The organism is Actinoplanes awajinensis subsp. mycoplanecinus, from assembly GCF_001509495.1.
GTDB classification, from domain to species: domain Bacteria; phylum Actinomycetota; class Actinomycetes; order Mycobacteriales; family Micromonosporaceae; genus Actinoplanes; species Actinoplanes palleronii.
Genome location: NZ_LLZH01000167.1, coordinates 28,022 through 45,022 on the forward strand (window position 1 = coordinate 28,022; position 17,001 = coordinate 45,022).

Consider the following 17,001-nt stretch of genomic DNA (forward strand, 5'->3'; position numbering starts at 1 on the left):
TGCCGTGCGGCTCAGTTCGCGAACGCCTGGCGGCGGCACTCCTGCATCTTCTCCGAGTTGAAGTCGCCGTTCGGGCCGATCTCGGTGAGGCCGAACTGGCCGGTCTGCGGGTCGGGGGCGGTCAGCTTGTAGCCCGCAGCCTGGGCACACCGGTACATCTCGCGCTGGTTGTCCTTCAACTCGGCCGGGTTGGTACGCAACAGATGCTGCTCGGCAGACTCCGGCTGCCGCGACTCGCAGGCCTTCCAGGCGGCCACATCCGCCTCGGACCCGATGTCCTCCGGATGCTCGCCGGTGACACCCTTCTGCACCACCAGCAACACGGCTACGTCCGGCTTCTTGACGCCCTCCTTCTTCAGGCAGTCGGTCCACGGCTTGACGATCGCTGCGATCTGATCGGCGGTGGCATCGATCGGATACACCGGTCGCTGATCACTGTCGGACGCACCGGACGGCGCCGCCCCGCTCTGCAACGTGGCCACCGGCGGCGCATCCTTCGCACCGCTCCCGCTGGAGCAGCCGGTGAGCAGGACGGCGAGGCTGATGGTCGCCGCCACGTAGCGCATTCGATATGACATGACGGGCACCCTCGCAAAGCGATGTTCAGATCTTGCTAGCAGGCTGCGGGTCCGCCGTTTGTCGCGGTTACTTCTTTGTGGGTACGAGTGTCCGCCGGGATCGGGTGACCGATCCCGGCGGGCGCCTGTCGTGCGGGGTCAGCGGCGGTAGGTTCGCTTGGCCAGGGTCTTGGTGTTGCCGGCCCTGTCGTAGGCGCGGAGCTGGACGGTGAACTTCTTGCCGTACTTCTTCGGGTTCAGCGTGAAGGTGTAGCCGGCCTTCGTGTCGGTGCCGGCCACCTTGCCGTTGACGAGCAGCTGGACCTTGGCGACGCCGTTCCGGTCGCTCGCGGAGGCGGTGAGTGTCGTGGTCCTCGTCAGCTTCGCGTTGTTCTTCGGCGCCTTGGTGAGGCTCAGCGCGGGGGCGACGGTGTCGTTGACGACGACCCGGCGGGCGACGGTGGTGTTGCCCAGGTTGTCGGTGACGACCCACTCGACGATGTGGTTGCCCTGCGCCTTCGGGGTGACCGTCCAGGCCCACGGCGAGCTGGTGGCCGCGCCGCCGGTGACCCGCGCCGAGCGGATGCCGCTCGGGTCGGTGGCCTTCGCGGTGGTGCGCACACTGCCGCGCACCAGCGTCCCGTTGGCCGGGGTCACCGAGCTGACCGCCGGGCCGGCGTTGTCGACGTCGTAGGTGCCCGGGTGGTAGCTGCCGTTGCCGGCCTCGTCGAAGACGCGGACCGCGACGGACTGCGCGCCGTTGAGGCCGCGGGTGTCCCAGGTCAACGTCCACGGTGCCGCGGTGCTGCGGGCGGCGACCCTCCCGGACGCGTCGACCAGCTCGACGCGGGCCGTGTCAGTGGAGACGTTCGTGGCCTGGAGCGTGACGACACCGTGAAGGCGCGCCCCGAACGCCGGTGTGACCGTCGCGTCGGGACTGAGCACGTCCGCCCGTACCGTCGTGGTCTTCTCTCCGGTGTTTCCGGCCGCGTCGAAGGCGCGGATGGTGACCCGGGCGTTCTGCTCGTGCACCGCGGTCGGCAGCACGACGCGGACCTGTGCCGGCAGCGGGCTCTGATAGGTCGCGGTGACCACGCCGTTCACCAGGACCTCCACCGTGGTCACGGCGACGTCGTCGGACCAGGACGGGGTGATGTCGCGGTACCAGCCGAGCAGCTGGCCCTCGGTGAGGCCGGTGGCGGTGACGACCGGCGGGTTGGTGTCGGTGCCGCCCGGAGCGGTCGGCGCCGGGTTGAGGATCAGCGGCGCGGTGTCGTTGGAGGTGTCCAGGTCGTCGGCGAAGCGCTCGCACGTGCACGCCGGGTTCACCTCGACCGTGCCGGTCGCGTCCTGGATGACCTCGTCGATCCGCAGGCTGAACGGCAGGTTCATGGCGTAGAACGTGCCGGTCTTGAAGGAGCCGTCGAGGACGCAGGCGTACTGCACCGCGTCGGTGCGGGTCCGCTGCTCGGCCGTGGCGGGCGCACACCGCGACGGGGCGCTCTGCACGGACGTGCCCGGCGGGAGCGTGACGACCACGAGGCCGTGCGGCACGCCGGTGCCGATCCACTTGAGCGTGGCGGGGCCGTCGTTGCGGACGACGGCTTTGACCTGGACCACGTCGCCGGCCGCGCCCTGGAACTTGCCGCCGGTGGCGACCAGATCCGCGCTGTGCCGGCCGGTGAACGCGAGGTCCAGGTACTGCCAGGGGTAGACGCCCACCTCCTCAGGCGTCACGTCGTCGACCAGTGGCACGCTCACGCCGTCACCGGGTGTGCCGGTCGGGTGGTGGAACGCCTTCTTCTCCCAGGTGAACGACGTCCTCATGGTGCTCGGCGCGTAGGCGTCGGCCGGGGCGCGCAACGGCAGATCCACCCGGTACGACCTGCCCGGCTCCAGCGTCCGGTCGAAGACGCAGGCGTCCAGCTCGCCGAAGATGTCGTAGGTGCAGTTGCGGAACCGGCTCTCGGTGGTGAACCCGTCGATCCCGAAGAACGAGACGGCGACGCCGTCGATCGGGACCGTGCCGGTGTTGGTGACCGACAGCGGCGCCGTGAAGATGCTGCCCGGCGCGGCCGCGGCCTGCACCGTCGCGCCCGCGCCCAGGGGCAGCGCGTCGCTGGCCCGGGCGGGCGCGGACAGGGCGAAGGGCGCGGTGAGTGCGGCCAGGGCGGCGAGCGCACGCCTGGCCTTGGTGTTCTGCATGCAGTTGTCCTCCCGTGTTCCCGGGGATCTTAGTAGTTGAGTACGTCGATCCCTCGGGGTGGCACGGGAGGTCCGGTCAGGCCAGGTAGGCCGCCAGCGGGATGCTCTGCTCGCGGAGGGCGGTGGCGATCAGGCCGGCGATCTGCTTGGCGCCGGCCGCCTCGAAGTGGGTGTGGTCGTTGCAGAAGAACGCGCCGACCGCGCCCTGGGTGTAATCGCCGTTGTTCGGGCAGAGCTTCAGCTGGTTGTAGAGCGCGACGCTGCGGGCGTGCAGGTCGATGACCGGCACCCCGTTGGCGGTGGCGGCGTTCTTCGTCTCGGTGACGAAGCCCCGGTTGCCGACCGCGGTGCTGCCGCTGCAGGTGATCGCCGCGACCGGGGTGACGAAGATCGGCTTGGCGCCGCGGGCCTTGGCGGCCGCCGCCATCACGCCGAGCAGCTGCTGGAAACGGGCCGTGCCGACGTGTCGCGGGCAGGCCGAGTCGCCGTCGTTGATGCCGAACTGGACGATCAGGTAGTCGCCGGACTTCATCCCGGTGGTCGCGTTCAGCATGGCCGACCACCGGGTGCTGTACGCCGTCGAGCTGAGCGTGCACTCGCCGGCCGCGTTCTTCACACTGGTGACGTTGCCCTCGTACAGCCAGGTCTGGATGCTGCGGCCGCCGACCGCGCTGTTCTGCACGGTCGCGTCGGTGGTCAGGTACGACGGGAACTGGCTGCCCCAGCCGATCGGGCAGGTGCTGGCGTTCATCATCGTCGAGTCGCCGGCCATCCACACCTTGATCGCCGGGAGGGCGGCGGCCCGGGTGCTGGTGCCGGCGGCGGTGTCGGCGCAGGGGACGGCCGGGGCGGGGTCGGTGGTGGCGGCTCGGGCGGGGGTGCCGAGGCCGGCGGTGAGCAGGGTGGTGGCCAGTGCCACGAGGAGGGTCTTCACGGGGATGCTCCTGCGCTTTCTGGGGATGGTCAGGACAGGATCGGTACGAGCTTGGTGGCGATCGCCAGGTGGCCCTTGTCGTTCGGGTGGACCGAGTCGCTCAGGCCGTCCGCGGGCAGCCAGCCGGTGGTGTCGACGTAGAACACCGCGGCGTCACCGGCGCTGTTGCGGGCCTGGACCGCCGCCTTGGTCTCGGCCGCGTACCGGCCGATGAAGGTGCGCATCGCGTAGAGCTTGGCGTTCGGGAACTTGGCCCGGATCCTGGTCAGGAACGTGACGTACTTCGTCTGGAAGTCCGTGCCGCCCACGCCGTGGCTCTTGTCGTTGGTGCCCAGGTTGATCACCACGGCGGCGGGGGTGTAGCGGCTGAAGTTCCACAGGTCGGTGCCGGCCTGGCCCCCGCTGGACATCCAGTAGCGGGTCTCGTGCGCCCAGCAGCCGTCCGAGGTCTCCGACAGGCACATGCCGCCGATCGCGATCTGGGTGTGGTCGGCGCCCAGCCGCTCACCGGTCACGAAGCCGTAGTCGGTCACGGCGAGCTGGCTGCTCGTGGTGCCCGCGGTGATCGAGTCGCCGACGAACTCGATCAGCCGGCTCCGGGCCGGCGCCTTGAACGTGGCCGCGCCGGCGTCCAGCACCAGCCCCTGGAAGACCGCGTCACCGGTGTACGACCCGGCCACCTGCCGGTAGCTGACGATCAGCGTGTGGTTCCCGCTCGCCAGCCCGGCCGGTGTCAGGTCGACCGTGCCGGAGACCTTGCCGTACGCGGTGAACGCCCGCCCGTCGACGCTCGCCCACAGGTCGACGGCGTTGCGTTGCCTGAGCTTCACCGTCCGGCCGGTGAAACCGACCCGGAGGTACGCGCCGGCCCAGTACGGCACGTACGCGGAGGTGTTCGTGCTGTTCCAGCGGCCCACGAAGCTGATGTTGGTGTCGCTCGGTGACCCGTCCCCGACGGCGGCCCGGGCCGGTGGGGCGATCAGCCAGCCGCCGAGACTCAGCAGCGCGGTCGTCGCCAGAACGATGCATCGTCGCATGACTCGCCTCCGATTCGGGAGCGCTCCCATTACGTTCGTGTGAACATGGTTACGTTCGAATCGAAACGTGTCAATGCGTGAGCGACCTGCGCCGCCCCTCGGTCAAACAACATGCCCGCCCTCGACGGAGGGCGGGCATGTGGTGGGCGCAGGGTCGGGTCAGACCGGTTCGGGTTCGCCGAACGGCACCGAATCCGGGTCGTCCGGGCCCGGCATCGGTTCGATCGGCGCGGCCGGCAGCGTCTCCGGAGTGTCCGGGGACAGCTCGCCCGGGTCGTCCGGGACCGGCTCGTTCGGGTCGATCGGCGGGTAGAGCTCGGGATCGGGTCCGGGAAGCACCATGAAGATCCCTTGCCCGTTCCAGGCCCCCGATAAGCCTCCGGCCCCCGGCTGGCTTCCAGGGGTGCGTCCGCGCCCTCGAGACACCCCTGAGCACCAGCCGAGGTCTCGGGGCGCGCTGTGGCCCGGAGGGGCAGCGGTCTCGCGGAGGCCTCACGGGCGGGACCCGGCTCGTAGCCTGCGGGCGGGCGCTCCGTGTCCGTACCGGAAAAGGGGTGACCGGAAGCGGACAGCGGATCGTCAGAGGGGTTCGGCGGTGCCGTCCAGCAGGCGGCCCTGGCGAGCCATCTGGTTCTGCAGCGCGGCGTGGTAGTCCGCGGCGAACTTGGTCAGGTCGCTGATCTCGCGCAGCAGGTCGGCGCGGCGGGCGGTGAGCGTGGCCACCGCCTCGCTGTGCTGGCGGTGGGCGTTCTGCTCGATGTCGCCGGCGGCCCGGCGCGCGTCGTCGATCAGCCGGTCGCAGCGCAGCTGGGTGTCGGCGATCAACGCCTGTGACTCCTCGCCGGCGTCCTGCAGGTAGTTGTCGGCGGTGCGCTGCGCCGCGGCCAGGACACGGTCCTGCAGCTGGTTCTCGCTGGTGGTGGAGATGATGGCGGTGGCCGCCGCGGCGGCCGGGCGGGCCTGCTCGAGCTGACGGTGCACCTGGCGGGCATTCTGCTCGGCCTGGTCGCAGGCGCGGCGGGCGCGGTCCAGCTCGGCGGCGGCCGCCGCGATCGCGGCCTCGGCGGCCTCGGTGCTGGGGCCGGACGGCTGCTGCTGCGGCGCGTTGCGGGGCAGCTGGTTCTGCAGGGCGTTGTTCTCCTCCAGCAGCCGGATCATCTCTTGGGTGATCTCGTCCAGGAGCGTGTCGACCTGCTCCTCGTCGTAGCCCCGCTTGCCGAGGGAGGCTTTACCGAACTCGATGTTGTGGATCTCGGCTGGTGTCAGAGGCACGGTGCTCCTCGGGTCGCGTTGATGGTCAGGCGCGGGCCGGCCCGGGGCTCCCCACGGGGCCGGAGTCCGCCGGGGTACGGCCCTGACCGGGGGACTGGAGCAAGGCCACTCTACGCGTCCCGGTCCGGCCGGACACGGCGGTCAAGATCCATGGGAGAGCGGGATCACGCGTCGAGGAACTTGAGCACGGCCAGGACCCGCCGGTTGTCGTCCTCGGACGGCGGCATGCCGAGCTTCGTGAAGATGTTGTTGATGTACTTGCTCACCACTTTCTCGGTGATGAACATCCGGCCGGCGATGGCCGCGTTCGACCGGCCCTCGGCGATGTGGGTGAGCACCTCGAGCTCGCGCGGGCTCAGCCCGGCCAGGGGCTCCCGGCGGGCCAGCAGCTGCGCGACCACCTCCGGATCGAACGCGGTGCCGCCGCCGGCCACCTGCCGGACCGCGTGGACGAACTGCTCGACGTCCGAGACCCGTTCCTTGAGCAGGTAGCCGATCCCGCCGGTGCGGTCGGTGAGCAACTCCCGGGCGTAGAGCGGCTCGACGTGCTGGGACAGCACCAGCACCGGGAGGCCGGGGATCGCGGTGCGGGCCGCTATGGCCGCCTTCAGCCCCTCGTCGGTGTGCGTGGGCGGCAGCCGTACGTCGATGATCGCCACATCCGGCCGGTGCCCGAGCAGGGCCGGCAACAGGGCCGGCCCGTTGTCGACGGCCTCCACCACCTCGAAGTCGAACGCCTCGAGGAGCCGGGTCAGCCCGTCCCGCAGCAGGGTCAGGTCTTCGGCGATGACAACGCGCACGGCAACTCCATGGTCACGAGGGTCGGTCCGCCGGGCGGCGAGAAGATCGCCAGCGTGCCGTCGAAAGCGTTGAGCCGGCGTTCGATGCCGTGCAGGCCGGTGCCGCGGTCCGGGTCGGCGCCGCCCCGGCCGTCGTCCCCGATCGCGACGGTCAGGATGCCCGCGGTGTAGCCGAGGGCGACCCGGGCGGACCGGGCCTTGCTGTGCCGCACCATGTTCGCCAGCGTCTCGGCCACCGCGAAGTAGACCGCCGACTCGACGGGTGTGTCCAGCCGGCCCGGCAGATGCGAGGAGACCTCGGTGTTCACCGGCAGGCTCATGGCCAGGGCCTGCACCGCGCCCTCCAGACCCCGCTCGGCCAGCACCGGCGGGTGGATGCCGCGGACCAGGTGACGCAGCTCGACGAGCGCGGCGGTGCTGGCCATCCGGGCCTCGGCGAGCAGCTTGAGCGCGGCGGCCGGGTCGTGGCGGACCAGGCGTTCGGCGAGCCCGATCGTCATGCCCACCGACACCATCCGGGCCTGCGGGCCGTCGTGCAGGTCACGCTCGATCCGGCGCAGCTCGGCGGCCTGCGCGTCGATGGCGTCGGCCCGGGTGGTGGTCAGGTGGGCGACCCGCAGCCGCAGCTCGGCGGAGTTGGTCGGCGCCAGGAAGAGCCGGGCGAAGAGGACGTCCACCCGCCGCAGCTGCGGGGCCAGGAGCAGGCCGGCCCCGAGGATCGCCAGCCCCTGTGGGAGGGCCAGCCAGGCTTCGCGCAGGTCGGTGGTGGGCCAGAACACGCCGTAGCCGAACCACACGTCACCCAGGTGCAGCCAGAGCGGCAGCAGGCCCACGCCGGCCAGGCCGTAGACCGGGATCGCGACGGTGATCAGGCCGAGCAGCACCCCGACCAGCGCGCCGGGCAGCAGCCAGGCGACGTCCCGCCAGGTGGCCGGGTCCCGGACGATCCAGCGCAGCCACGCCGGGCCGCCGAACTCGGCGCGGTCCGGCGCCGGCGGGTAGGGCCGGCGGATCGGGATGCCGGCCCGTGCGGCCAGGCGGCGTTCGAGGTCGGCACGCCACCGTACGACGGTGGTGGTAACGCTCAGCAGCTCGATGCCGAGAGTCGGTATCGGGCTGAGCAGCAGTCCGATCAGCCAGAGTGCGAGCACCGGCACGTTGAGTAATCCGAGCACGGTGGCGAACAGGCCGTCCACGGTTGCGAGAAGGCCGGCGCGGACCCGGGCTCGGGGCGTCATGCCACCATCATGGCGCTTCCGCGAAATCGTCCGGCGGTCGCAAGGGTGCTGGCACCCCAAAGCGGCTGGGCTCTGATACTCCTGACCGCCCGGCCCGGATTCCGGACACTGGAAGGATGACGACAACCGCAGCCCGGCGGGCCCCGCACTCCGGCAGTGATTTCGCAGAGCTGAATCGGAGGATCAACGCGCTCGGTCTCATGCGGCGACGACCGGCCTACTACGCCGTGCGTCTGACCGTGGTGGGCCTGTTGGTGATCGCGGGCTGGACGGCTTTCGCCGTGATCGGCGAGTCCTGGTGGAACCTGGTCACGGCGGTCTTCCTGGCCGTGGCGTTCGCGCAGCTGGCACTGGTCGCCCACGACCTGGCCCACCGGCAGGTGTTCCGCACCCGGCAGCCGAGTGAGATCGCCGGCCGGGTGGCCGGCAACCTCGGCATCGGGATGAGTTACGGCTGGTGGATGGAGAAGCACTCGCGCCACCACAGCAACCCGAACCACGACGACCTCGACCCGGACGTGGCGCCCGAGGTGCTGATCTGGGCGACCAAGTCGGCGCTCGGCCGCCGTGGGCTGGCCGGGTTCGTCACGCGTCACCAGGCCGGACTGTTCTTCCCGCTGCTGACCCTGCTCGGCCTCGACCTGAAGCTCGCCAGCGTCAAGGCGATCCGGGCCGGCCTGGTCAAGCGCCCGGTCCTGGAGAGCGTGCTGCTCGTCGTGCACTTCGCCGTCTACCTGAGCGCGCTGTTCATCGTGCTGTCCCCGCTGCAGGCGATCGCGTTCGCGGTCGTGCACCAGGCGCTGTTCGGCCTCTACCTGGGGATGACCTTCGCGCCGAACCACAAGGGCATGCCGCACCCGACCGGTGACGAGGACTTCCTGCGCAAGCAGGTGGTGACGTCCCGGAACGTGACCGGCGGCTGGTTCGTCGACGTCGCGCTGGGCGGCCTGAACCACCAGATCGAGCACCACCTCTTCCCGGCCATGCCGAGCCCGAATCTGCGCAAGGCGCAACCGATCGTCCGGCAGTACTGCGCCGAGATCGGCGTGCCGTACGTGCAGACCGGGCTGATCGAGTCGTACCGGCAGGCCCTGCGTTTCCTGCACGAGGTCGGGGCGCCGCTGCGCGACGAACGGGCGGGGAAGAGCGCCTGACGACGGACTCCGGGGTGGCCCTGACGCGGTGAACCCGCTCAGGGCCACCCTGTTCTCGTCGGGAAGCGCCATGATGGCCTCGATGACCGAGGACGCCGGGAGGCGATCATGACTACCGTTTCGGCCGAGCGGCTCGCGGCGATCTTCGTCGAGGTGGCGGACACCCTCGGCGACGAGTTCGACCTGACTGCTTTCCTGCAGATGCTCACCGTCCGGGCGGCCGGTCTGACCGACGCGTCAGCGGTCGGGCTGATGCTGGCCGACCAACAGGGGCGGCCGGAGCTGACGGCCGGCTCGGACGTGAACGTCCACCGGCTGCAGTCGTTCCAGCTGCAGTACCGGGACGGCCCCGGCCTGGACGCGTTCCGGACCGGCGCCACCGTGATCAACATCGACCTCGGCGCGGCCGGTGACCGGTGGCCGCGCTTCGCGGCGCGGGCGGCGAGAGCCGGGTTCGGCTCGGTGCACGCGATCCCGCTGCGGCTGCGGGACCAGGTGATCGGTGCGATGAGCGTCTTCTGGACGGCCACCGGCGCCGGTCTCGCCACCCACGACGTGCTGGTCCTGCGGGCGCTGGCCGACGGGGCGACCATCGCGCTGCTGAAGGAACGCGCGATCAGCCGGAGCGAACGGCTGGCCGGGCAGTTGCAGGGCGCCCTGAACAGCCGGATCGTGATCGAGCAGGCCAAGGGTGCGATCGCCGAGCGGAACGGCGTCCCGATCGACGAGGCGTTCCAGCTCCTGCGGTCCTACGCCCGGCGCAACAACCAGCGGCTGAGCGAGCTGGCGCACACCATCGTCAACGACCAGAAGAACGCGCCCGACCTCTACGCCTGAGCCGGTCCGGTGCCGTCCGGCGGGTCGTCCGCGGCGGCGCCGAGGATCTCCCGGGCCAGGTCGGCCAGCCGCCGGTTGCTGTTGCGGGCCTGCTGGCGCAGCCGGGTGAAGGCCACGTCCATCGGGATGTCGTGCCGCTCCGCCAGCACCCCCTTGGCCTGCTCGATCACCACCCGGGTGGTGAACGCCTGCTGGAGCTGCGCGGCGTACAGCCGCTGGGTGGTCAGCGCCCGATGCTGCAACAGGCTGATCGTGGCCAGGTCGGCCAGCGCCCGCGCGAGCCGCTGACCGGGCGGCTGCAGCGGCCGGGCGGACCGGCTGAACAGGCTCAGCGCCCCGATCACCTGATCGCCGCGACGCATCGGGACGGCGTGTGCCCGGCGGTACCCGGCCGCGCGGGCCGGGTCGGCCAGCGACTGCCAGCGCGCCTCGACCGGATCGAGGCGGGCGTCCGCGACGGGCTCACCGGTCCGGAAGGCGATCACCGACGGCCCGTCGCCACCGGTCAGGCCGGCCTGCTCCAGCCGGCGGACGTCGGCGCCGGAGAGGGCCGCTATCCGCAGCGTGCCGACCGTGTCGGCGAGCAGCACGCCGGCTCCGTCGACGCCGAGCAGGTCCCGGCAGTGCTGGGTGAGCTGCTGCAGGTAGGCGGGGAGGTCGAAGTCGTCGCCGAGGGTGTCGGCGAGGGTGACGAGCACGCGGCCGACCCGGTCCGCGGGCGCGAGGTCACGGCCGGAGCCGTCTGGGGAGGTCACCGATCCAGGCCCCGTTCGAACCGCAGCCGGCCGCTCAACACGTCCTCGACCACCTCGGACAGGGACTGGCGCCGGTCCTCGGCGTGCCCGCGCAGCCGGCGCATGGCCGCGGGGGCGTCCGCGTGGATCTGGGCGATCACCATGCCGACGGCCTGCTGGGTCCGGGCCGCCTCGACCGGCAGCTCCGCACCGCTCTGCGGCTCGGCCCGAAGCAGGTCGTCGAGCAGCAGCAGCGCGGTCGCGGCGGCGTAGCGCGACGCCGTGCCCTGATCATCGTCGGACAACGGGCCAGGCTCGGCCCGGCACAGGTCGAGCACCGCCACCGGGTGATCGGCGCTGAGGACCGGGAAGGCGAACACCGCCGCGACGCCCTGGTCCCGGGCCCGGGGTGCGAAGTCCGGCCAGCGCCCGGCCGCCGACGCCGCGGTCAGGTCGCCGACCAGGACCGGTCGCAGGGTGCGGGCCGCCTCGACGCCGGGACCCTGCGCCAGGCTGATCTGCAGGTCCTCGACCTCGTCGGCGAGTTCACCGGCGTGCGACGCCAGGAACCAGCCCTCGGGACCGGCGAACATGGTCAGGCCCACCCCGGTCGGTGTCCCGATCGAGGCGCGGCAGTGCTGGCAGACCGCCTCGGTGCCGCCGGCCGCGCGCAGGCGCACGACCAGGCGGCCGACCTCATCCGGCGGCGGTGACCCGGTCATCGGGCACCGGCCGGAGGGCGGCGGACAGCGAGATGGGCAGATGCCGGCACGGCAACTCCTGGGGGCCGAATGAGTCGGTTCCCGCCAGGGTCTGGGACGGCGACGGCCTGAGCCGTGGTCGCAGTCTACGCCTTTCGATATCGCCCGTTATCGGACGAAACCCGGCCAAACCCGACTGATCAGCTGACGGGCCGGCAACCGCGGCGTGCCGCCACCGCATCAGCCGAGGGGCCACCGCCAGGGCCTGCCGGGGTCAACTCAGCCAGACGATGACACCGGTGACGTCGTGCAGCACGGCGGCGACTCCGGCCCGGACGGCGTCACCGCAGCGGGCGGCGGTGAACGAGGCCGGGTCGTACGTGGTGGCCGAGCCGAGACCCTCGCCGCGGAAGGACGCGCCGGCCCAGTCGGCCGCGGTGACGTTGCCGGTGGGCTCGGCCAGCTCCGCGCCGACGACCAGGAACTGCTGGTCCAGGTGGTTCGCGGTGACCACGGCGAGCGGGTCGATCAGGGTCTCGCCGGCGCTGACGATCAGGTCGGGGGCCAGCCGGACGGCCTCGGCGATGTCCGGGATCGGGTCGGTGGCGTCGGCGGTGATCGTCCGCAAATCGGCTTTTTCGGTTGTGGCCCATGACGTCACGGCGCTGACCAGGGCGCGGGTCGGCGCGTCGTCGCCGGTGGCGAGCAGCACCACGCGGTACCCCTCGGGCGGGTGAACGCCGGACCAGGAACCGGGCGCCGGGGTGATCGTGCTCTCCGGGGCGGGTGTGGCCGAGGAGGCCAGGAAACCCGGGCCGAGGGTGCCGGCCGGTACCGGTGCGGCGTGCGGCTCGGACCAGTCGTCGCCGGAGCCGCAGCCGGTGAGCAGGGTGGCGGCCGCGGCGAGGGCAGCGACGGCGCGGAGCGGGTGGCGCAAGGGGTTCTGCCTAAGAACGAGCGGACGGAACACCCTTCCTACACCGGATCCGGGGCGTTCCGAGATCACCGGATCACGTTGTCGTCAGCGGTTCGCCCGCCGTCTGGATCTTGTTAACCGGGGGCGTGCACGGTGCTCAGGCCACCTCTAAGGAGCCACCTTGCTACGCCGTTCCCTCACCGTCGCCGCCCTGGGGGTCGCCGCCACGGCGACCGTCCTGCTGAGTGCCGCGCCGGCGCTCGCGCACGGTTTCAGCTCCACCGTCTACGTCGACGTCACCGCCGGGGACGCCGGTCGCGTGCGTACCGCGGTCGAGCTGGAGTACGACCTGTTCATCGTGTCGGCCGCCGACTACGAGTCCGACGATCCGCTGTTCCGGGCCGGCACCGACGCGTTCGAGGCCGAGGACACCGTCGCCATGGGCGCGGCGCTCAACGCCCACCGGGAGTCCGCGGTCCGGTACGTCACCGAGCGGTTCGGGATCAGCTCCGACGGGACCTGCACGGGCGCGCCGTCCGGTGACTTCACCATGGGTGCGCGGGAGGGAGTCCCGTACGCGACAATGCTCCTGGACTGGACCTGCCCGCCGGGCGGTGACGCCCACGAGGTGCGCAGCGCGCTGTTCCCGGACACCGAGACGTACGTCAAGGGCGTCAAGACCATCGTGACGTACGCGCTGGACGGCCGGACCGGCAGCGCCGCGCTGGACGCGAGCGCACCGACGTTCTCCACCGGGCAGTCCTGGCAGCACCGGTTCGGCGAGTTCTTCCTGCTCGGGGCGGAGCACCTGCTCACCGGGATCGACCACATCCTGTTCCTGCTGGCGCTGATCGCCGGGTCACGGCGGCTCCGGGAGATCGTGCTGGCGGCGACCGCGTTCACGGTGGCGCACTCGGTGACGTTCATGCTGGCCGCGCTGGGGCTCGTCGACGTGCCGGCCCGGGTGGTGGAGCCGGTCATCGCGCTGTCGATCGCGGTGGTGGCCGGGTGGAACCTGATCGCCGCGTACTTCGACAAGCCGGACAACAACGGCCGGCTCGGCGTGGTCTTCCTCTTCGGACTCGTGCACGGGCTCGGGTTCGCCGGCGCGCTCGGCATCGACGAGGCGTTCTCCTGGACCCTGCTCTGGTCGTTGCTGGTCTTCAACGTCGGCATCGAGACCGTTCAATTGAGCGTGATCGCCCTGGCCTTCCCCCTGCTGATCGTGCTGCGACGCAGGTCACCCCGGGCCGGACGGTGGGCCACCGGGATCGTTTCGGCGGGTGTGTCCGTGATGGGACTGATCTGGTTCGGGCAGCGCCTGCTCGAGGGCTGAGCTCTTCCGGCGTGCGTCGACAGTGCTCTTGATCTTGTTCACCGGCGGTTCACCGGGCAGGGCCAGCTTGATCTCGCTTCCCCGAACTTTCCCACTGGGAAGCCACTTCTCTCATCAGGAAAAGGAACGGACACCGATGAGAACGAATCACCGGCATCGTCTGGCCGTCAGCGCCACCACGGTGTTCCTCGGCGTGAGCGTCGCCCTCGGCAGCGGTCTCGCCACCCCCGCCTTCGCGGACAGCACCACGGTCTCCGCCGTCATCCTCGGCGTCGGCGCCAACGAGGCACAGCGCATCGTCACCTGGTACTCCACGGTGGACGTGGCGCAGCAGGTCCAGGTCGCGCCGACCGCCACGCTCGGCGCGAACGGCGAGTTCCCGGCGGACGCGGTGACCTTCGCCGCGACCGGCGCGGCGAACATCGCCACCAGCGGCGGGTTCAACCGGCACTCGACGATCACCGGGCTGCGGGAGAACACGTCGTACTCGTACCGGGTGGGCTCGGCCGGTGACTGGTCGACGGTGTACGCGTTCAGCACGCAGGACTTCGAGGGCGACTACGACTTCCTGTTCTACGGCGACCCGCAGATCGGCGCGTCCGGCAACGTGGCCAAGGACCAGGCCGGTTGGACCGACACCCTGGACGTGTCGCTGACCGCCAACCCCAAGGCCGAGCTGCTGGTCTCCGGCGGCGACCAGGTGGAGACCGCCAACACGGAGTCGCAGTGGAACGCCTTCCTGGCCTCCGACAAGCTGCGTCAGTACCCGTGGGCGGCCACCATCGGCAACCACGACGTCGGCGGCAAGGCGTACGAGCAGCACCTCTACACGCCGAACACCGACCGGTCGACCGCGTACTACGCGGACGGCAAGGGCACCGCCACCTCCGGCGGTGACTACTGGTACGTCTACAAGGACACCCTGTTCATCGACCTGAACAGCAACAGCTACGCCACCTCGCAGGGCGGCGGCGGGGACGCGGCACACGTCGCGTACGTCACCGACGTGATCAACAAGCACGGCTCCGAGGCGAAGTGGACCGTGCTGGTCTACCACCACTCGATCTACTCGGCCGCGTCGCACGCCAAGGACGCGGACAACAAGGTGCGCCGGGTCGACTTCCCGGCCACGTTCTCCAAGCTCAGCGTCGACCTGGTGCTGCAGGGCCACGACCACGTCTACACCCGCAGCTACCTGATCAAGAACGGCGCGAAGGCGAACCCCGACGAGCAGCCCGGCCAGTCCGAGGTGTTCGCCGGTCCCGGCGGTGTGCTGTACGTGACGGCGAACTCGGCCTCGGGTTCCAAGTACTACGACATCACCACCCCGGACAGCAGCGGGACCAGCGGCGCGGGCAACGGCGCCGACCCGCTGAAGCCGGAGGACTACTGGTACAACTCCGTGCAGAACCAGGAGCACGTGCGGTCGTACGTCAAGGTCCAGGTGCGCAACGACAAGCTGGTCGTCGAGGACGTCCGGAGCGGCACCTGCGCCGCGCCGAACGCGTCGGTCGAGCTGGGCCTGTCGTGCAGCAACGACGCCGCCACCAAGGGCGTCGGCACGGTCGTCGACAAGGTGACGGTGCACCCGTACCACGGTGACAACCAGGACATCCAGGTGAACGTGCCGGCCCTGGCGCCGGGCGAGTTCGGCTGGACCATCGACGGCCAGAACGGCCTGGTGGACCTGGGCACCGCCGCGCAGCAGAAGGACGCGTTCTTCCTCAGCGCGGACGGCAAGATCAACCCGATCAAGGTGACCGACAGCCGCCGGACGCTCTCACCCTGGGCGCTCTCGGCCAGCGTCGGTGACTTCGCCGACGCCGCGAAGTCCTTCTCCGGCGCGTACCTCGGCTGGTCGCCGTACCTGGTGACCAAGGGCGCCGGCGCGACCGCCGGCAGCGCGGTGGCCTCCGGGTACGACAACGGCGGCAAGGGTCTCTCCGAGTCGGCGGTGCTCGGCTCGGCCGCGCAGGGCCACGCCCGTGGCTCCGCGGTGCTCGGCGCCGACCTGGGCCTGAAGTTCCCGGACAGCGTCGACAAGGGCAACTACCGCACCACCCTGACGATCACTGCGCTGAGCAGCTGACCGTTGTTCTCCTGGGCGGGGCGCTCCGGCGTCCCGCCCACCTTTTTAAGGACTTCGCCATGCGCCGCACCGTCGCGTTCCTGGCCGCCGCCTTCGCGGTCGTCGGCCTCAGCCCCGCACCCGCCCTGGCCGAGGGCGGTGACGTCACCTGGACGGTCCGCACCGCCTCGAACAGTTACGGCTCCGCCCGGTCCAGCTTCAGCTACGCGGTGAACCCGGGCGGCACCACCGAGGACGGCCTGATCGTCGCGAACAAGGGCACGACGCCGCTGACCCTCACGGTCTACGCCGCCGACGGCCTGACCACCTCGGCGGGGCAGCTCGACCTGCTCGCCCGGGACAAGACGTCGAAGGGCGTCGGCGTCTGGGTCAAGGCCGGCAACGGCACCGTGACCGTCCCGGCCGGTAAGGTCGCCGAGGTGCCGTTCGCGGTCACCGTCCCGGCCAACGCCACCCCCGGCGACTACGTCGGCGGCATCGTCACCTCGCTGACCGCGCCCGACTCGACCGCCCAGGTCAACGTGGAACGCCGGCTCGGCATCAAGATCAAGCTGCGGGTCGGCGGTGACCTGGTCCCGGCGCTGGCCATCGAGGACATGTCGGTCAGCCGGACCGCGGTCACCTACAAGATCCACAACACCGGTAACGCGGTGCAGTCCGCCCGGCAGGCCGTGACGATCACCGGTCCGTTCGGCTGGTTCCGCACCGAGGCGCCGGCCATCGCCGCGCCGCCCGAGTTGCTGCCCGGCGAGAGCTGGACGGTCACCGTGCCGGTCGAGGACCTCACCCCGGCGGTGCTGATGACCGCGACCGCGACGCTGACCCCGCTGGTCACCGACGAGTCCGGCTCGACGACGGCGCTGGCCGACGTCTCGGCGACCGCACACCTGTGGGTGCTGCCCTGGACGTGGACGATCCTGCTGCTGGTCGCGATCGCCGCGGTCGTCGCCGGGGTCCTGCTGGCCCGCCGGGCCCGGCGACGGCGCCAGGCCCGCGAGGAAGCCCGGATCAAGGCCGCTGTCGCCGAGGCGTTGTCGGCGGTCTGACCCCTTTTTTCGTACGTACAAAAAAGTCGCCTTGCCGATGCTCAGCATCCGGGACGGGCGGACGGCCGGGACCACCGGATTCGTCCTGGTCACGGGTGTCTTCCGGGGCAACCTGGTGGTGGATCGCGGCCGGGGCTGGCATCGT

General features: G+C 71.1%; 16 protein-coding genes. 5 read left to right on the forward strand and 11 right to left on the reverse strand.

Going from position 1 to position 17,001, the window contains the following annotated elements:
* Nucleotides 1-11 precede the first annotated feature (11 nt).
* The 8 genes from ADL15_RS18970 to ADL15_RS19005 all read right to left on the reverse strand — a co-directional run bounded on the left by ADL15_RS18970 (nucleotide 12) and on the right by ADL15_RS19005 (nucleotide 8,043).
* Entirely contained in the window at nucleotides 12-578 is a 567-nt protein-coding gene (locus ADL15_RS18970; RefSeq protein ID WP_157441460.1) for a hypothetical protein, read from the reverse strand.
* A 138-nt stretch (nucleotides 579-716) separates the two neighbouring features.
* On the reverse strand, nucleotides 717-2,762 hold the full coding sequence (locus ADL15_RS18975; RefSeq protein WP_067692559.1) for an Ig-like domain-containing protein: 2,046 nt from the start codon (nucleotides 2,760-2,762) through the stop codon (nucleotides 717-719).
* Nucleotides 2,763-2,838: 76 nt separating this feature from the next.
* Nucleotides 2,839-3,696 carry a GDSL-type esterase/lipase family protein gene (locus ADL15_RS18980; RefSeq protein ID WP_067692562.1) on the reverse strand — a complete coding sequence of 286 codons (858 nt, stop codon included), beginning with the start codon at nucleotides 3,694-3,696 and terminating at the stop codon, nucleotides 2,839-2,841.
* Between the two features lie 29 nt (nucleotides 3,697-3,725).
* Complete coding sequence (locus ADL15_RS18985) at nucleotides 3,726-4,733, reverse strand: SGNH/GDSL hydrolase family protein (protein WP_067692565.1); 1,008 nt, start codon at nucleotides 4,731-4,733, stop codon at nucleotides 3,726-3,728.
* 159 nt (nucleotides 4,734-4,892) lie between these two features.
* Nucleotides 4,893-5,075 carry a hypothetical protein gene (locus tag ADL15_RS18990; protein ID WP_067692568.1) on the reverse strand — a complete coding sequence of 61 codons (183 nt, stop codon included), beginning with the start codon at nucleotides 5,073-5,075 and terminating at the stop codon, nucleotides 4,893-4,895.
* Nucleotides 5,076-5,312: 237 nt separating this feature from the next.
* Entirely contained in the window at nucleotides 5,313-6,005 is a 693-nt protein-coding gene (locus ADL15_RS56470; RefSeq protein WP_067692571.1) for a DivIVA domain-containing protein, read from the reverse strand.
* Between the two features lie 164 nt (nucleotides 6,006-6,169).
* Nucleotides 6,170-6,805 carry a response regulator transcription factor gene (locus ADL15_RS19000; protein ID WP_067692574.1) on the reverse strand — a complete coding sequence of 212 codons (636 nt, stop codon included), beginning with the start codon at nucleotides 6,803-6,805 and terminating at the stop codon, nucleotides 6,170-6,172.
* A complete protein-coding gene (locus ADL15_RS19005) occupies nucleotides 6,778-8,043 on the reverse strand; it encodes a sensor histidine kinase (RefSeq protein WP_067692577.1) in 1,266 nt (421 codons plus the stop codon). The genes ADL15_RS19000 and ADL15_RS19005 overlap by 28 nt, the downstream gene beginning before the upstream one ends.
* A gap of 116 nt (nucleotides 8,044-8,159) precedes the next feature.
* Here ADL15_RS19005 and ADL15_RS19010 point away from each other — a divergent pair, with 116 nt between their 5' ends.
* Nucleotides 8,160-9,197 carry a fatty acid desaturase family protein gene (locus tag ADL15_RS19010; RefSeq protein WP_067692580.1) on the forward strand — a complete coding sequence of 346 codons (1,038 nt, stop codon included), beginning with the start codon at nucleotides 8,160-8,162 and terminating at the stop codon, nucleotides 9,195-9,197.
* A 108-nt stretch (nucleotides 9,198-9,305) separates the two neighbouring features.
* A complete protein-coding gene (locus ADL15_RS19015) occupies nucleotides 9,306-10,034 on the forward strand; it encodes an ANTAR domain-containing protein (protein ID WP_067692583.1) in 729 nt (242 codons plus the stop codon).
* Here ADL15_RS19015 and ADL15_RS19020 read toward each other — a convergent pair.
* The 3 genes from ADL15_RS19020 to ADL15_RS19030 form a co-directional block, all read right to left on the reverse strand.
* Complete coding sequence (locus ADL15_RS19020) at nucleotides 10,025-10,789, reverse strand: GAF and ANTAR domain-containing protein (RefSeq protein WP_067692586.1); 765 nt, start codon at nucleotides 10,787-10,789, stop codon at nucleotides 10,025-10,027. The two genes, ADL15_RS19015 and ADL15_RS19020, sit on opposite strands and share 10 nt — an antisense overlap.
* Nucleotides 10,786-11,490 (reverse strand): GAF and ANTAR domain-containing protein, encoded by a 705-nt coding sequence (locus tag ADL15_RS53055; RefSeq protein WP_067692589.1) that lies wholly within the window; start codon nucleotides 11,488-11,490, stop codon nucleotides 10,786-10,788. The genes ADL15_RS19020 and ADL15_RS53055 overlap by 4 nt, the downstream gene beginning before the upstream one ends.
* 253 nt (nucleotides 11,491-11,743) lie before the next feature.
* Nucleotides 11,744-12,406 carry a hypothetical protein gene (locus ADL15_RS19030; protein ID WP_067692592.1) on the reverse strand — a complete coding sequence of 221 codons (663 nt, stop codon included), beginning with the start codon at nucleotides 12,404-12,406 and terminating at the stop codon, nucleotides 11,744-11,746.
* Nucleotides 12,407-12,566: 160 nt separating this feature from the next.
* Between ADL15_RS19030 and ADL15_RS19035 the strand changes: the two genes are divergently transcribed.
* The 3 genes from ADL15_RS19035 to ADL15_RS19045 all read left to right on the forward strand — a co-directional run bounded on the left by ADL15_RS19035 (nucleotide 12,567) and on the right by ADL15_RS19045 (nucleotide 16,856).
* Complete coding sequence (locus tag ADL15_RS19035; protein WP_067692595.1) at nucleotides 12,567-13,721, forward strand: HupE/UreJ family protein; 1,155 nt, start codon at nucleotides 12,567-12,569, stop codon at nucleotides 13,719-13,721.
* A 136-nt stretch (nucleotides 13,722-13,857) separates the two neighbouring features.
* The gene (locus tag ADL15_RS19040; protein ID WP_067692598.1) at nucleotides 13,858-15,810 is read left to right on the forward strand and encodes a purple acid phosphatase family protein; all 1,953 of its coding nucleotides are present in this window, start codon (nucleotides 13,858-13,860) and stop codon (nucleotides 15,808-15,810) included.
* A 59-nt stretch (nucleotides 15,811-15,869) separates the two neighbouring features.
* Nucleotides 15,870-16,856, forward strand: a complete 987-nt coding sequence (locus tag ADL15_RS19045; RefSeq protein WP_067692600.1) for a WxL protein peptidoglycan domain-containing protein — start codon at nucleotides 15,870-15,872, stop codon at nucleotides 16,854-16,856.
* The last annotated feature ends 145 nt before the right edge of the window (nucleotides 16,857-17,001 follow it).

Bases quoted from the DNA above. Each gene is read 5' to 3' on its own strand.
- ADL15_RS19015 (WP_067692583.1), top strand. From the start codon at position 9,306: ATGACTACCGTTTCGGCCGAGCGGCTCGCGGCGATCTTCGTCGAGGTG.
- ADL15_RS18990 (WP_067692568.1), bottom strand. From the start codon at position 5,075: ATGGTGCTTCCCGGACCCGATCCCGAGCTCTACCCGCCGATCGACCCG.
- ADL15_RS53055 (WP_067692589.1), bottom strand. From the start codon at position 11,490: ATGACCGGGTCACCGCCGCCGGATGAGGTCGGCCGCCTGGTCGTGCGC.
- ADL15_RS18975 (WP_067692559.1), bottom strand. From the start codon at position 2,762: ATGCAGAACACCAAGGCCAGGCGTGCGCTCGCCGCCCTGGCCGCACTC.
- ADL15_RS19005 (WP_067692577.1), bottom strand. From the start codon at position 8,043: ATGACGCCCCGAGCCCGGGTCCGCGCCGGCCTTCTCGCAACCGTGGAC.
- ADL15_RS18985 (WP_067692565.1), bottom strand. From the start codon at position 4,733: ATGCGACGATGCATCGTTCTGGCGACGACCGCGCTGCTGAGTCTCGGC.
- ADL15_RS18970 (WP_157441460.1), bottom strand. From the start codon at position 578: ATGTCATATCGAATGCGCTACGTGGCGGCGACCATCAGCCTCGCCGTC.
- ADL15_RS19010 (WP_067692580.1), top strand. From the start codon at position 8,160: ATGACGACAACCGCAGCCCGGCGGGCCCCGCACTCCGGCAGTGATTTC.
- ADL15_RS19045 (WP_067692600.1), top strand. From the start codon at position 15,870: ATGCGCCGCACCGTCGCGTTCCTGGCCGCCGCCTTCGCGGTCGTCGGC.
- ADL15_RS19040 (WP_067692598.1), top strand. From the start codon at position 13,858: ATGAGAACGAATCACCGGCATCGTCTGGCCGTCAGCGCCACCACGGTG.